This is a genomic window from Marinagarivorans cellulosilyticus (assembly GCF_021655555.1).
Taxonomy (GTDB): domain Bacteria; phylum Pseudomonadota; class Gammaproteobacteria; order Pseudomonadales; family Cellvibrionaceae; genus Marinagarivorans; species Marinagarivorans cellulosilyticus.
The window spans coordinates 608,949-624,442 of sequence record NZ_AP023086.1 but is presented as its reverse complement, the minus strand read 5'-3'; the positions used below and the strand labels follow the sequence as shown (position 1 = coordinate 624,442).

Genomic DNA, 15,494 nt, shown 5'->3' with positions numbered 1-15,494 from the left:
GCAAACCCACGCCCGGCGCAGCAACCGTGACCTTAAGGAGCCTTATTCTGTCGGCGGTAATCGCTCGGCGTTTGCGTCACATAGCGCTTAAATATGCGATTAAACGTCGCCTTGCTATTAAAGCCTGATTCTTCCAGTACACGCTGTATTGACCAATCCCCCTCGACCAGTAAACGCTTGGCCATCTCTACCCGCGCCTCGTTCACAAATTCAAAAAAGTTTTTACCCAAGCAGGTATTAATAAGGTGTGACACTTGGCGCTCCGGTATGCGAGCCGCCCGCGCAAGGTCCTCGACGGTAAGCTCTGGATTAAGGTATAAGCTTTGTTCTTGTAGCAACACTTGCAATGCCTTGGCGGCATTTTGATCACTTAAGTTAGGTCGTTGAATACTTGCCTCGGGCGCGGCCAGCGGTGGCGCTACCACTTGTGATTTCAATAAGCTGTAAAACACCAAGCTGGTAATAAAAGCAAAACTAAAATAATTCACCAGCACACCCATCACATGGCTTAGCTGCTGTAAGGCCAATAGTTCGGCAAGCCCTCCCATAAAATGCCAAGCCCAAAGGCCCACAAAACCACCCACCACCATATAAAGCCAAGTGGGTTCGGCCAACGCGGGGTTAGAATAGGCTTGCTCTAAATGCTTGGCATGACGACGCAAATACCAAATGCAGCGCGCGCCGTATGCTAGCGCGCTAACTTTATAGCCCCACAGCATCAGGATAAAAACCTCGCTTGCGAACCATGCGCCATAGGCATAAATGCCTTGCTCCAAATTACCGCCACGCAACTGCCAAAAAATCACAGCTACTAATAATGGGTAAAGTAATACCGGTATAAAATGCTTGCTGTCGCGCCGCCAGCTCAGGCTATCTCCCGCAATACGCGTGCGCACATAGGCATACAACAGCGGCCCCTGCACAAACGGCACCCACTTAAATAACCAAAACGGCCATACCCCCGCACTAGCCACTGCACTTTTAAGCGGCAAGCTCCAGTACATCAAGGTATCTAATGCCTGTAATGCAAAAGCCATTAATAAGCCCGCCAACAAGCCGTTACCTGTTCCGGCCTTTTCCCGCACCAGTAATAAAATCAACGTTAACAAGCCACTTTGCGCAATTAACAACAGTAACGCGAGATCGTTAACATTAAAAATCAGTGTATTCATAAAGATCTATTTTGTTTTAGGTCGATAAATAAAAGGCTTGCGCATAATACATGGGAAGCTCACCTGAAAACGCAAACCGTATAACAGCCCCCCCCTCCCCAAATTAAATTACGCTTTTATTGAGGAACTCTGAAACAGCGGTGTTACACAACTGTAGCCAATAAGGCTGACAGCCCGTGTTATTTGGCTTGCTTATACAACAAATAGAAAGCCCCGCGTGTAACAAACTACACGCACACACCAAAAGGACTCAAACATGAAGCACTTTGCAATAAAAGGCAAAGCTCCATTGGCGAAATTAGCCAGCGTGGCATTGCTCGCCTCCACTATCGTCGCTTGCGACGGCAAACCGATTACCGTTAGTGTGGGCGACTCTTCGTCCATGGCAATGTCATCCTCCAGCGCGTTGCACCAAAACTCATCGAGTATGATGCCAAGCTCTAGCAGCGAAGCGCATTCAATGATGTCCCACGGGCACTCCAGTAGCACGCCTGCCCCCCACGAATTTAAAGCCGTAATTAGCGACTTTATAGGTTACAGCGACTGGCATGAAACGGATTACAGCATTGGCGCAACGCACCCATACCTCGGCGGTGCACATTTAGGCGAGGCGAGTAACAGCGACGATTACATGCGCAAAACCTTTATGAACGCTACCGCTTACCAAAGCAAAGGCGATAGCGAATTTGCGATTGGCTCTATTATCGTTAAAGAGACATTCACTTTTGCCCATAGCGAACACGGTTTGATAAAAACACTCGCACCCACCGGCGGGCTATTAGCCATGGTGAAACGCGGTGGCAGCGCTTACGATTATGCGGAAGGTTGGGAATGGTTTATTTTAGACAACGATTTAAAATCGGTCTTGGCTCAAGGCCAAAGCCCAGCCGACAAAAACTGTGTATCTTGCCATGAGCTTGCCGGTAACGGAGGCAACGACTTTGTCTTTGCCCGCAGCGAATACGAGATAGATACTCATATTTTTAAAGACTATAAAAACTGGGAATTAATTGATTACAACACCACCCCACAGAATTTAGACGGCTGGGCTCATATCGATAACGCCGACTTACGCCGCACCTTCCAAAAACAACGATTGGCTTACCCCGACAAGCACGGCAACATGCACTACCCCACAGGTACAACACTGATTAAAGAAATCACAAAAGATGGCAAAGTCGAACAACTCGTTGCCATGGTGAAGCGCGGCGGAAAATTCAATCCCGAAGGCGCGCACTGGGAGTACTTTATCCTAGACCCACACGATGCCTCTAAAGTTGTGGTGAATGACGCGGGTGAATCGATGCGCGGTGCCCTTACCGATTGCAATGCTTGCCATAGTGCAGCTACAGGTGAAAAAGGCATAGATCATGTATTCAAACACAGCGATGCCGTTTTTAATTCACACGCCGAAAAAACAGAATATATTGCCAGTAACGCGACCTTTAGCAATTATAAGAATTGGCACCTTGCAGACTACGTGCTAGGCAACCATAACCCTTTTATTGGCGAAGCACACGGCAATGCACAACCCGATTACGTTCGCGCCGTGTTTCAAAATGAAAAAGCCCATAAAATGCTGCACGATGCCTATTACCCCATTGGCAGCGTAATTATTAAGGAAACCTTTAGCACAACCAAAGGCATTAAAAAACTCGCAGATGCCGGCGGCGTATTAGCCATGGTTAAGCGCGGCGGTAACTTCAACCCCGACCACAACGGCTGGGAATGGTTAGAACTGACGCACGAAGGAAAAATTAGCAAGCGCTCTGCCGAATTAAAAAATGGCGCCTGCAATGTATGCCATGCCAAAGCAACAGGCAGCGCCGGCATTGATTATAGTTTTACAAAACCCAGCGAAGTCACTACAACCATTCACGATTTAAAACACTTTAAAACCTGGCCATTAATTGGCGATGAAAAAGGCACAGGCTCCGTACACGGTGGCCACAATCGCAAAACCTACAAAAAGCAAGGCCACGCTAGCCCCTATATTTTTAAAGAGGGTCAATACCCCGTAGGCACTACTTTTGTAAAACAGGTTTTTGATTCGACAGGCAATACAACGCGAATTGTTGCCATGGTAAAACGCGGTGGTGATTACGACCCAGCCAATAACAATTGGGAGTGGTTTATTCTGAATAACGATGCCAGCAGCATTACATCACAAGGGCCATCACTTTCGCCAACATGTACCAGCTGCCACGCTAAGGCAGCAGCCAACCGCGGTATGGACTACGTATACCCGCACGCTAACGACCCTGTGCCCGCGCCCCACTAAGTTAGCCAATGTAAGTTATCACTCGCGCGAATAGCGCCCATAAAAAATCCGCCGTAAAGGCGGATTTTTACATTCCAACGGTGATTATTTAATTTTATAGTTGCCCTTTATTAATACCAATCAAACCTTTAATACCGCACCCTAAAGACAACAGCGCCATAAAAATTAAACTCAAAAGGCTCACGCTACCACCGGAAGCATTATCATCAGGAACTAAAGCGGCGCCTTCACTCGATGCGCTAACCTCGCTAGGCTGAACATTAACCATAATTGTTTGAGTATCACTAAAAGGAGGATTGCCATTGTCGGTTACGGTTAAAGTGACGGCATAATCGCCGGGCATTAATTGGCTTGGGTCAAATTCAAACATTGCTTCCTCGCTATTAACATCCATTAACCGGTAATCGGTTGCACTCCAATCCAAGGTATGAAAATCATCCACATCAAAGTCGTGAATTGCCGCTTGTACATAAACATTGCCAGCACCGGTAAGTGCTTGCGCGGTAATAACATTATTTTGCATAACTGTAAGCGTCGCTTCGGGCTGGCTATTACCTAAGTCTGTTGTCGTTGCCTGCAATGCTGTGCCTGCCGAATAATTCAAGCTTGTATCCGCTGTAAAAATTTTATAGTAGTAGTCGGTATTGCGCATAAGTTCTGGGATAACCACATCACTCGCTTTACCGGAATAAACCACAACAGCGCTGCCCCATTGGTCACCGGCATTGTAACTATTGCCATTAATTGGCGCGGACATTACCTCTGTATCAGATTGAAAAATAATAACTTTGTAAAAATCCTCGTCTGGATTTTCCCAGCTTAGCGCAATATTTTTATCGGCTACTTGAGCAGAAAAATTATGAACTTGTGCAGGTGGCTGCGTATCTGCCCCGCTACCATCGTGTAAACCACTGGCGCTAAGCTGAATATCCGCACAAGATTGATAGCCAGATTCCCAAACCCTTAAAGTGCAATCGCTACACTCGATATCCGGCAATGTAATTGTCACATCATTAAAGCCAGCCACCGCTGGTGTTTCCAATAAAACATGCTGATCAAAGCCTGCGCTGTTTTCTGGAGAGAACTCAACCTTAACGGTATCGCCATGCTTGACGGCCACGTTATAGGTTACTGTAATACGGGCGCCCGATTTAAAAACGGCTGGGGAGTCTCCTCGAGAACCACAACTGACTCCGGTTAAGTTGCGCGGGGGAACATTGCCATTGCTATCCCAATAAATATGAGCCTGCGCATATGTCGCGGGCATAAGCAGCGCGCCGGTGAATAAAGTCTTTTTAATTATTGCCATCGTGGTGGTCCTTTAGTAGTTTTTGCACGCCCTAGGCGCTTAAGTAAGGGCTAGCTAGGCTCATGGCCCAAACGCTAGCGCACACCTATGGAACACCGCACAGCAAAAACTCCTCATCAGAATGCAACTAAAGAGATACTTCCACAAACCCAGCGCGCGCACCGTTACGTATGATCAGGCTTGGGTGCCGGCTAAGGCCTAATTAAAATTGCCTAAAAGCATGGCACAATGGAACCTTTACAAAACTACCAGCTCTCATCGTGCTGACTTTTTATTCCTGGGGGATGTATGCGTACCATTGGATTTTTGATTTTAGTCATCACACTTGGGGCCGTTGGCTGGCGCTATTACAGCTCAACAAGCGAAAAACCGCGCCCCAATAGCGCGCCAGGGGTTGTGCTTCACACCGTCACAACCAAGACAATGACGCAAAGCCTGCAAGCCATCGGCACAACCGAATCACTCGAATCGATTGATGTTACCAGTACAATTACCGAACGAGTTACAGCCCTGCCTATGCAGGAAGGGCAATCGGTAACACAAGGTACCGTTTTGGTGGAGCTGCAAAAAGCCGAGGAGCAAGCACTGCTTCAAGGTGCTCAGATCGAGTTAAAAGAGCAACTGCGCGAATACGACCGCATTGAAGACCTTGTGCGCAAAAAATCGATTCCGTCTTCTGAGCTAGACAGCCGGCAATCGTTAATTGACCAAGCCCGTGCCCGCATTGCCGAAATAAACGCTCGCCTCGCCGAGCGGCAGCTTGTTGCTCCCTTTGACGGCGTACTCGGCCTGCGCAATTTAAGTGTGGGCGCGCTAGCACGCCCAGGCGATGTGATTACCACCCTCGATGCTATCGACAAACTGCATATCAACTTCGATGTCCCCGAAAAACATTTGAGCCTAATGACCACAGGGAAAACATTAACAGCTCATAGTGCTGCTTACCCTAAAGAAAATTTCACGGGTGTTATAGAAACACTGGATTCCCGAGTAGACCCCGTTAGCCGAAGTATTCGCGTTAGAGCTACGCTATCTAACGAAGGCCGAAAGTTACGCCCCGGCATGCTGCTAACACTCGATATTATTAATGCACAGCGACCAGCCCTATTGGTACCAGAGCAAGCGGTATTTATGCGCGGTGACCAACACTTCGTTTACACCATCGACCAAAATAATACGGCCAGCGAAACCGCCGTTAAAATTGGCGAGCGACAAAAAGGCCAAGTAGAAATTATTGACGGCCTAAAAACAGGCCAAAACATAGTTTTACAAGGTTTACTAAAGGTTCAACCCGGCATTAAGGTTTCCCCACAAATCGAAGAGTGGCGGAGTAATGCCGCATGATTATTACCGACATCTCTGTTAAGCGGCCCGTCTTTGCATCGGTAATTAGTTTATTAATTTTGGCTTTTGGTTTAGTCGCCTTTGACCGCCTACCCTTGCGCGAATATCCCGATATCGATGCCCCCGTAATTACTGTAGATACCAATTATCGCGGCGCAGCAGCGGCCGTAGTAGAACGCAGAATCACCAAAATTATTGAAGATCGCATATCCGGTATTGAAGGCATTAAAAATATTGTTTCGAGTAGTGAAGACGGACGCTCGAGAGTGAGTATTGAATTTAATATTAACCGCGATATCGACGGCGCGGCTAATGATGTGCGCGACCGCGTTGCACGCGTACTTGAAAACTTACCCGCCGATGTCGACCCGCCGGAAGTCTCTAAAGCCGGCGCCGATGACGACACCATTATGTGGTTTAACCTTGTTAGCGACCGAATGAATTTATTGGAGCTAACAGACTACGCCAACCGCTACCTTATCGACCGGTTTAGTGTGCTAGATGGCGTAGCCCGTGTACGGGTAGGCGGCGGCTTAGATTACGCCCTGCGCATATGGTTAGATCGCAATGCACTGGCCGCACGCAGCTTAACCGTCACCGATATAGAACAAGCACTGCGCCGCGAAAATATCGAGCTACCAGCCGGTAGTGTAGAGTCAGAGCAACGCCAATTTACCGTTAGGCTAGAACGCGCCTATCGCACACCAGAACAAATATCAGAAATCGTTATTACCAAAAACAATAATTATATTGTGCGCTTAGGCGATGTCGCCCGTATTGAATTAGGCGCAGAGGAACACCGCAAATCGTTTCGCGGCAATGGCGTCCCCATGGTCGGCGTTGGCATTACCAAACAATCCACCGCAAATACCTTAGAAGTAGCACGCGCCGCACGCGCATTGTTAGAGGATGTGAATCAAGATCTACCGCAAGGCACCGAGCTTTTACCCAGCTACGATAGCTCTGTATTTATTGAGCAATCGATTAAAGAGGTTTACCAAACCTTATTTATTGCAATGGGTTTGGTAATTGTAGTGATTTTTTTATTCTTAGGCGATGTGCGCGCAACACTTATTCCCGCAGTGACCGTACCGGTTTCATTAATGGGCACATTTATTGTTTTATTTATGCTCGGCTTTACCATCAACCTGCTTACGCTACTGGCCATGATATTGGCCATTGGTATGGTCGTTGATGACGCTATTGTTATGCTCGAAAATATTCACCGGCGAATTGCCGAAGGCGAAACCCCATTAGTCGCCGCTTTTTTAGGGGCAAGACAAGTCTCGTTTGCGGTAATTGCCACCACGGCCGTATTAATTTCTGTCTTTTTACCCATTACCTTTTTAGAAGGCGACTTGGGTAAACTTTTTACTGAGTTCGCCATCGCCATGTCGGCAGCGGTTGCTTTTTCCTCCATTATTGCGCTGTCACTTTCACCCATGATGTGCTCAAAATTACTCAGCCCAAACCATAAACCCAGCCGCATAACCTCTGTGGTTGATAATGTTCTGGGTAAATTGCGCGATCAATACCAAGCGTTTTTAAACCACAGCATAAAAAGGCCTGCAATTACCTTTGTTGGCTTAGCATTATCACTTGGTGCCTGCATTTGGCTATTCAAACACGTGCCCAGTGAATTTACGCCCAAAGAAGATCGCGGTGCTTTTTTTGTTATGGTGTCAGCGCCAGAAGGCTCTAGTTTTAAATATTCGCAAGAATACATGGACGAAATCGAAAAACGATTAATGCCAATGGTCGACAGCGGCGAAGTTAAACGCTTACTTATTCGCACACCGCGCAGCTTTGGCAGTACTGCAGATTATTCTGGCGGGTTTGTGATTATTGTTTTGGAAGACTGGGCAGATAGACGATCGGCCTTCACCATTATGGGCGATGTACGAAAACGCCTTGGCGATTTAGCCGGCGTGCGCGCCTTCCCTGTCATGCGCCAAGCGTTAGGCCGCGGCTTTGGTAAACCGCTGCAACTGGTTATTGGCGGCAGTAATTATGATGAGCTCGCAAACTGGCGAGACATCATGATTCAACATGCCAGCGAAAACCCTCGCCTTCTTGGCCTTGACCACGACTTTAAAGAAACAAAACCCCAGGTATTGGTTAATATTGAAACGCAGCGCGCTGCCGACCTGGGTATTAGCGCCGAGGAAATCGGTAATACCCTCGCGGCACTGCAAGGCTCGCGCCGCGTAACCACTTACTTAGATCGCGGCGAAGAATACGACGTTATTATTGAAGGCGAGCGTTCTCAACAGAACACCCCAATGGATATGGCCAATATTTTTGTTCGCAGCCGCAATACCAATAAACTTATTCCCCTCGATAGTGTTGTAAGTATTAACGAAGGTGCTGATGCAAATACGCTTAACCGCTACAATCGCATGCGTGCGATTACGCTGGAAGCCAACCTAGCAGATGGTTATACATTGGGCGAAGCCATTACCTACCTAGAAGACTTAGCCAAACAGCATCTACCGGCAGAAGCCGTTATCAGCTTTAAAGGGCAATCCCAGGATCTACGCGACAGTGGGCAATCTATTTACTTTATTTTTGCGCTAGCTTTAGTGGTTGTATTTTTAGTATTGGCTGCACAATTTGAAAGCTATGTGCACCCTTTTATTATTATGCTAACCGTGCCATTAGCCATTATGGGCGCACTTATTGGCTTGTATGTTTTTGGTCAATCACTGAATATCTATTCCCAAATAGGGATTATTATGCTGGTAGGGCTAGCCGCCAAAAATGGCATTTTGATTGTTGAATTCACCAATCAATTACGCGATCAAGGTGTTAATTTTGACGAGGCAATAATTACCTCTGCAGGCCAACGCTTACGCCCTATTATTATGACGGCAATTACAACGGCCTTTGGTGCACTGCCACTGGTATTATCTTCTGGTGCTGGCGCAGAAACACGTACCGTAATTGGTATTGTGGTGTTAACGGGCATTATTGCAGCGACCTTTTTCACCTTAACGATTGTGCCAATCATGTATCACCTGCTAGCCAAAAATACCGGCTCACCAAAGCAGCTGGAAATGCGCTTGGAAAAAGAAATGGCTAATACAGAGGTAACAAAGTAGCGAAGAAGGCGTTTTAGTATAGTTCTAAAACGCTGCGTACTTTTTTCTTATCCAGTGGCTTAGGCAGGTGCCCTGTTGCACCTGCCGCCAAACACAACGATTTATGCTCGACATCGACATTCCCCGTCACCATATAAATAGGCCTTACAAAACCACCTTGCCGTAACTTTTGGGTAGCTTCTATGCCGCCCATTACCGGCATTTCCATATCCATAAAAATAAGATCAACCGCCGAGCTTTCGACTTTAGCTAAAGCCTCTTCCCCATTGCTCGCCTGTAGGACGGTTAGCGTTTCACTATAATTTTTAACTTGCCGAGTTAATATCATCGCGTTAATTTCGTCATCATCGACGATAAGAACATTTTTTAGCTGTGAAGAAGCCGGTTTAAGTAGGTGTGTTAGTAATGAATAAAGTTTGTCTTTATCAATCGGCTTTTCCACAACATCAATAAAACCCGACTGAAAATAGCTGTGAATTTGATGCGTCATTACATTTGCAGTAAAGGCCACTAGCGGTGTCGATAAACCCGACTCCTTAATTATGCGCGCAGCGGCCTCGCCTCCCATAACCGGCATTTGCATATCTAAAAAAATCAAATCATAAACGCCCACTTTTGCCTTTTCGACGGCTTGCTTGCCATCACTCACCAATTCCACACTAAGGCCCACTTGCTCTAGCAGCCTTTTAATAATTTGCTGATTAACGGGGTTATCCTCGGCTACCAATACACGCCCAGAAAGCGCAGGAACTTGGTGCTTGCCTGCTTGCGAAAATTGTCGGCGCTGCAATAACTGCCAAGAATTAGGTGATTCGATTAACGGCCCTAACTTATCGCCAGTATCAACCGTTAGCGTAAACGTGCTCCCTACGCCTTTTTCACTAACGACCTCTAAGCTCCCCCCCATCAGCATCGCTAAACTTTTGGAAATGGTTAAACCCAAACCGGTACCGCCATATATTCGCGTTGTGGAACTATCGGCTTGGGTAAACGCTTCGAAAACGGCCTCGCTCTCTTGTGGCGTCATACCAATGCCGGTATCCCTGACACTCACACTGAGTAAGTTTTTCTGCGGCCAACTAAGCGACAAGCTTACACAGCCTTGCTCAGTAAATTTAATGGCATTATTGCAAAGGTTTAACAACACTTGCCTTAATCGCGTAGGGTCATTCACTATGCGTTCTGGCACGGGGTAGCTGATCGTTACACGGTATTCTAAGCCTTTCTCTTGGGCTTTTAGTTTTAAGTAACTTTCAATATCGCCCATCAAATGCACTACATCAATGCCAATATTTTCAATATGAACCTTGCTCGCTTCTATCTTTGAGATATCGAGAATATTGTTAATCATAGAAAGCAAGTGGCGGCCGCTATTCATAATAATATCAACAAACTTTAAGCGCTCTTCTACCGATACTACCGGCTCTTGCAAGGCCTCGGAGTAACCGAGTATTGCAGTCATTGGCGTTCTAATTTCGTGGCTCATGTTTGCAAGGAATCGACTTTTTGCCTCTTCAGAAGCCTCGGCTTTTTTCTGCGCAATTAATGCTTCTTCCTTTGCCTGCTGTAGCTGCCGGATGAGATTCGCATTTTTAATCGCTGTGCCCACTTGCACAAGGTAATCCGATACTCGGCGAATATCTTTTTTCTCGAGTAAGCAGTGATATTTATGATTGATAAAAGCCAGCCCCCCAACTACGGTATCTTCGATATATACAGGGAAATATATTAACGACAAACTGGGCTTAATATCGTACAGGCGTTTATCTATTGCCGCCCCAGCGCTGACAAGATCAGGGTGTAAATGGCCAATATTGATGACTCTGCGTTGCTGTAAACCCATTACAAAAATACTGTCGGCATCGGCATCTAAATCAAATTCCAGCGCTTCAAATTGTGAACGCTCCCGATAGGAGATTGCCTCGCCATAAATACCGGCAATAACTAATTTATTGGCGCTAGGCTCGAAAGATAAAAAGTACACCGCCTCCATCGGGTATAGCTGCTCGAGGGCATCTAGCAGGCGCTGGATAATGCTATCAATGGTTAACTGGCTATTAACCGCTAGGGCCAGCTGATTAATGTGCGATAGCTCTTCGTGCTGCTCTTTTAAATGGCTGCGGGTATGATGTAAACGCCGGTGAATACGGTTCATCAACCAACCCACGCCGACCATAAAACTGAAGAAACCAACCGTTGCAATTAGCATTGGTACTAGGGCTAAATTTTGCCGGAAATAATATTGCGTAATCCAGCCACCAATTAATGCCCCAACAATCTGAACATTAACAGCCCAAAACAGCAGCTGCATTCCCCCTAACGACACTAAAGTTAAGTTGCTTGTCGCCACAAATACCGCAGCTAAAAACGGGTTAAAGCCCCACACCCCGACATACATGCCATACATCGTGATATCAAATAGCAGGTTATAACATTCGTGGGCGCGCCGCGAGGAAAGCGAATAAGCAAGATGCGGCCACACCAGTGTGTGTATAAAAATCACTCCCCAAAACCAGGCGGGAATAAGATCTGTAGGCCACATAAGGCTCATATGGATAGCTAGCACTACCCACATAACTGCAACCCGTAGCGGATAATTATCGCGAACGTCTTGAGCTTTATGTTCTCGCGACCAGCTCAGCATAGACCGCACCGGACAAAGGAGCAGAGGGAGGCTACATAACGCAATGCGCCAAAACCGCCTTTAACGCCACCGCGATATACCCACGCACCAGCACGCCCACTGTCTAGGAGGGGGAGCGAGCACATCGGCAAACAAGGCAGGCAATCCATGGTCATTCTACGCATTTATGTCATTTATTCAGTGTAGACAACAGGCTTTGGCTTGGAGATGAAATGCGGCTTACGGTGACGAAACTCCTATTTTTTGTATGGTTATAGTGGCGGTAAAATACACACTTTAGTGAGATAATCTTTATGCATAAAAAAAGGAAGCCAAGGCTTCCTTTTTTTATGCTGATTCGCTTTAAGTACGATTTAAGTACTGCTTGAGCACTTTTTAAATATTACGCTATGCGTGCCTCGCCGATTGGGTGGTGCCCTTGCGATGGGATAGCGCAGAATCGAACTTTTTCGCCGCTGCCGCTATTGCCGCGTACATATCTTTATCCGATGACTGAACAACAACCGGAGCCCCCATGTATTGACCTTTCGCTTCTACACTCTGCTCGTTTTTGTCGACGGTGACGGTAATTGCCACCTCACCAAGCTGCGGGTGATGCCCACTGACTTTAGTAAACTTGGTATCAACTGCTTCACGGATGCCGTCTGTAATATCAACATGATGACCGGAAAGATTAATTTGCATACTTGTCTGTCCTTTTGCTGAGGTTCATTAACAATGTGTTGCCTTTTGCTTAAAAATGCAAGGGTCTTGCATTACTTTTTTTCACTTTAATGACAATAATGGCGGAAATTAAATTTACAACCCGCCGCGCTGCTCACTTTGCCAACAAGTTGGTTATTATTAGAAATATTCCAACTGACAATATCCAGACCTTACTCGCTATGCGCGCACTTAAACTTATACCGAATACAGGCGCACTAGTGCGTATTTATTCGTTCATACACACTAAGTGTAGATCCAATTTCCAATAAAAATATAGTCCCTTTAGGTCAATTAATTATTAGCTTACTTGCGCTTAAACAAATCTTTAACAGTATCTTTCAACTTTTCTACGTCGCCTTCTTCGACATGCTTTTCTAAAAAACGATCCGTTTCTTTTTCCGCTTTATCACTTATTTTGTCTTTTGCTTTATCAAGCTCTTCTTTTATCTCTTCTTTGGCTTGGTTTTTTAGCTTCTCGGTAATGCGCGGGCCGTCCGGCAAACACGTTTTAGCGCCAATATCCGCCAAGTTACCCTTGCACCTTAGCGGCACACTGCGTTGGCGCCACTTCTCATCAACGATAACGCAGCCCTCAAGGCTAGTTGCAAACTCGGCCAAACGCACATCAAGCGGGAAGCGAAAATCACCCGATTTGATGTCAAGCTCGCCCGTACTTTGCGCTTGCAGCTTTTGGATTTCTGCGCTGAGGGATTCCAAAATAACCTTGCCATCGATATAGCGGGCCTTGAGCTTAAGCGGAGCGAGTTCGCTATAAACCGGCCAGTCATTTTCGCTGGCCGCCTTGCCCTTCAAGAGCGCTACCGCCTCGCAAAAACGTTTTTCAATATTGATCGTTGTCAGCTTGATATGCGTTGAGCCCACATCGATATCTGCCTGCAAATTATTCGCCAAAGCAGCATCCGTTGTACCGGCAGAAGTAAACTTAACCTCGCTGTTTAGGGCGCCAGCCAATATAGGCTCCTGCGCGAGCTGCTCTAATAAGTTGTCGACCATCACGCCTTTTGTTGTGACAAGCCCCTCTAAATGTGCGCTCGGTTTACGGGCATCAAAGGTCATTTCTGCCCCAACTTGACCACCGGCCAACATTAAACCAAAGGGTTTCAGCTTAACTATGCCATTACTCGCAACCACAGAAGCATGGACTGCATTCGCCTTAACGCCACTAACCTCAAGCTCTCCAACATCTACCGCAGCAGTAACATTCAAACTGCGTATTAGCTCTAGCGGTAAAGGCGCTGGGGGCGTTGGTACGGTTGGTTTAGCAGCCTCTTGCGTCGTCGTAGGCGGGGGCAAGTAAGCGTCAACCACTATTTTATCTAACGACAAATTGGCATTAATTTCGGGTTGTTCAAAGTGCTTAAGCATTAACTCGCCACTTAGCGTCGCTTGGTCAAGCTTCACAATCGTGTCTCTGAGCGCCACACTGTTAGCGCTCATCACAACCTGAGTCTCCAGAGCAAATGCTTTAAAAACCTCGGCACTGCGTGTTGGCGGTAGCGCATGCCCTAACTGCTCCAGCAGTGAACGAATATCGCGCGTATCACCTTTGACCATAGCCTTTATATCCACCCCCGCTGCCCAGCTGATATCGGCATCTAACTGAGTATTTAGCTTGGCGTTGGCTTGCGATATTGCGGTATCTTTACCATCCACAATTAATGAGGCCATAAGGGCCTCTACAACTAAGCGCTCATCACCTAAATCAAGCGACAGGCCACCTTTGGCATCTAAAGCTATTAGCGGGTAATTCGCATACTTCAGGTTGCCGCTAACCTGCGTTTTAAAACTGTAACCCTGTAGGTTAAAACCCTGCGCATAAATATTGAGACCCGATAGTTCGGTAGCAATGCCATTAGCGTCTCGGTAATTGACGGCAAGCTCAGTCAACTTAAGCGATGAAATATTCAAGCTAGGGGCTTGCTGATCCACCTCTGGCGCATCGGTATCGACAGCAGAAGGGTCTGTAAACACTGGCCAATTGCTCGCGCCATCGCCACCCAACCAGTAATTAAGTGCCACGCCATCAACATCAATGCCGTTTACTTCTATCTTGCGCTGTAAAAGCGGTTTAACTGCAACTGACATGGCCGCCGAACCCAACCGCGCTAAAGACTGCTGAGTCTCGGCATTGCGTACCTCAACATCGGCAATTTCCAGCCCTACATTAGGGTAAAAACGCCACTGCAAATCGCCGGCTAAATTAAGCGCCAGACCTTGCTTTGCTGCAGCATCTTTAATGATGGGTTTAAGCCGATTTGGGTCCAGTGTTAATACAAATACAACGGCTGCAACCGCGATAACTGCAGGTACAGCAATGACAATGGATAACCCAATAATAATTTTTCGCATAGCGATCATCTTAATCAGTATTGAATGAATGGGGCGGGCCTAAGCCTGCGTTAACGTTTGCGCACCTAAAACGGGGCACCAGCAACAACCGACCAAACCGGTTAATTTGGCCCCTAAGTGAACTTAAAGTTCAGCCTGTACCAAGCGGCTAAATTGGCTCGCGAAAGGCGTCCATTTCAACCCGCTGTAGCGTTTGTCCAACCATAAAAATGCGCCCAACATAGCGTTGCTCGCCGGTGCTGGTAAATTCAAAGCGGTATTCACGTAGCAAGCCCAAGCCGCCGCCAGTCAGTTTCGAAAGCCGCAGTTTAGATAAGCCTATGCTTTGGTCTAACAACTGCACATCGGCCTTACTACAAGCCGCATTAGCGTGCCTAAGGGCTAGCTCGCGAATAGCCAGCTGGCGCCAAAATATCCAAACACCAAAACCCACCAAAACGATCAGTATCATTTGTTCCAACGTCATACTTCATTTTGCCTTTAAACAATTAGGCCAACATCATACCGCGAGTTGTTCAGCTTCGATTAAGCCCTACTAAAATAATCTGATCAACGCATTACTCTTTTA

Annotated in this window: 9 protein-coding genes; 3 read left to right on the top strand and 6 right to left on the bottom strand. The window is 46.9% G+C overall.

All coding sequences use genetic code 11. From position 1 onward, the window contains the following. Positions 1-32: 32 nt before the first annotated feature. Complete coding sequence (locus MARGE09_RS02370; RefSeq protein WP_236985762.1) at positions 33-1,172, bottom strand: helix-turn-helix domain-containing protein; 1,140 nt, start codon at positions 1,170-1,172, stop codon at positions 33-35. 256 nt (positions 1,173-1,428) lie between these two features. Here MARGE09_RS02370 and MARGE09_RS02365 point away from each other — a divergent pair, with 256 nt between their 5' ends. Continuing rightward, the gene (locus MARGE09_RS02365; protein WP_236985761.1) at positions 1,429-3,453 is read left to right on the top strand and encodes a cytochrome P460 family protein; all 2,025 of its coding nucleotides are present in this window, start codon (positions 1,429-1,431) and stop codon (positions 3,451-3,453) included. A gap of 94 nt (positions 3,454-3,547) precedes the next feature. Here the strand turns inward: MARGE09_RS02365 and MARGE09_RS02360 are convergent, their stop codons facing one another. Beyond that, a complete protein-coding gene (locus MARGE09_RS02360) occupies positions 3,548-4,762 on the bottom strand; it encodes a hypothetical protein (RefSeq protein WP_236985760.1) in 1,215 nt (404 codons plus the stop codon). A gap of 288 nt (positions 4,763-5,050) precedes the next feature. On the opposite strand from MARGE09_RS02360, the gene MARGE09_RS02355 reads away from it, so the two are divergent. Next, positions 5,051-6,106, top strand: a complete 1,056-nt coding sequence (locus tag MARGE09_RS02355) for an efflux RND transporter periplasmic adaptor subunit (protein WP_236985759.1) — start codon at positions 5,051-5,053, stop codon at positions 6,104-6,106. Then, positions 6,103-9,207 (top strand): efflux RND transporter permease subunit, encoded by a 3,105-nt coding sequence (locus MARGE09_RS02350; RefSeq protein ID WP_236985758.1) that lies wholly within the window; start codon positions 6,103-6,105, stop codon positions 9,205-9,207. Before MARGE09_RS02355 ends, MARGE09_RS02350 begins: the two co-directional genes overlap by 4 nt. A 13-nt stretch (positions 9,208-9,220) precedes the next feature. Here the strand turns inward: MARGE09_RS02350 and MARGE09_RS02345 are convergent, their stop codons facing one another. The 4 genes from MARGE09_RS02345 to MARGE09_RS02330 all read right to left on the bottom strand — a co-directional run bounded on the left by MARGE09_RS02345 (position 9,221) and on the right by MARGE09_RS02330 (position 15,392). Further along, positions 9,221-11,851 (bottom strand): response regulator, encoded by a 2,631-nt coding sequence (locus tag MARGE09_RS02345; RefSeq protein ID WP_236985757.1) that lies wholly within the window; start codon positions 11,849-11,851, stop codon positions 9,221-9,223. 387 nt (positions 11,852-12,238) lie between these two features. Beyond that, positions 12,239-12,535, bottom strand: a complete 297-nt coding sequence (gene hpf, locus MARGE09_RS02340) for a ribosome hibernation-promoting factor, HPF/YfiA family (protein WP_236985756.1) — start codon at positions 12,533-12,535, stop codon at positions 12,239-12,241. A gap of 324 nt (positions 12,536-12,859) precedes the next feature. Continuing rightward, positions 12,860-14,926, bottom strand: coding sequence for an AsmA family protein (locus tag MARGE09_RS02335; protein ID WP_236985755.1), 2,067 nt, complete (start codon positions 14,924-14,926; stop codon positions 12,860-12,862). A 148-nt stretch (positions 14,927-15,074) separates the two neighbouring features. Next, entirely contained in the window at positions 15,075-15,392 is a 318-nt protein-coding gene (locus MARGE09_RS02330; RefSeq protein ID WP_236985754.1) for a DUF3301 domain-containing protein, read from the bottom strand. Between the last annotated feature and the right edge of the window lie 102 nt (positions 15,393-15,494).

Excerpts from the sequence above, each read along its gene's own strand:
- MARGE09_RS02370 (WP_236985762.1), bottom strand. The coding sequence starts at position 1,172 with ATGAATACACTGATTTTTAATGTTAACGATCTCGCGTTACTGTTGTTA.
- MARGE09_RS02365 (WP_236985761.1), top strand. The coding sequence starts at position 1,429 with ATGAAGCACTTTGCAATAAAAGGCAAAGCTCCATTGGCGAAATTAGCC.
- MARGE09_RS02360 (WP_236985760.1), bottom strand. The coding sequence starts at position 4,762 with ATGGCAATAATTAAAAAGACTTTATTCACCGGCGCGCTGCTTATGCCC.
- MARGE09_RS02355 (WP_236985759.1), top strand. The coding sequence starts at position 5,051 with ATGCGTACCATTGGATTTTTGATTTTAGTCATCACACTTGGGGCCGTT.
- MARGE09_RS02350 (WP_236985758.1), top strand. The coding sequence starts at position 6,103 with ATGATTATTACCGACATCTCTGTTAAGCGGCCCGTCTTTGCATCGGTA.
- MARGE09_RS02345 (WP_236985757.1), bottom strand. The coding sequence starts at position 11,851 with ATGCTGAGCTGGTCGCGAGAACATAAAGCTCAAGACGTTCGCGATAAT.
- hpf (WP_236985756.1), bottom strand. The coding sequence starts at position 12,535 with ATGCAAATTAATCTTTCCGGTCATCATGTTGATATTACAGACGGCATC.
- MARGE09_RS02335 (WP_236985755.1), bottom strand. The coding sequence starts at position 14,926 with ATGCGAAAAATTATTATTGGGTTATCCATTGTCATTGCTGTACCTGCA.
- MARGE09_RS02330 (WP_236985754.1), bottom strand. The coding sequence starts at position 15,392 with ATGACGTTGGAACAAATGATACTGATCGTTTTGGTGGGTTTTGGTGTT.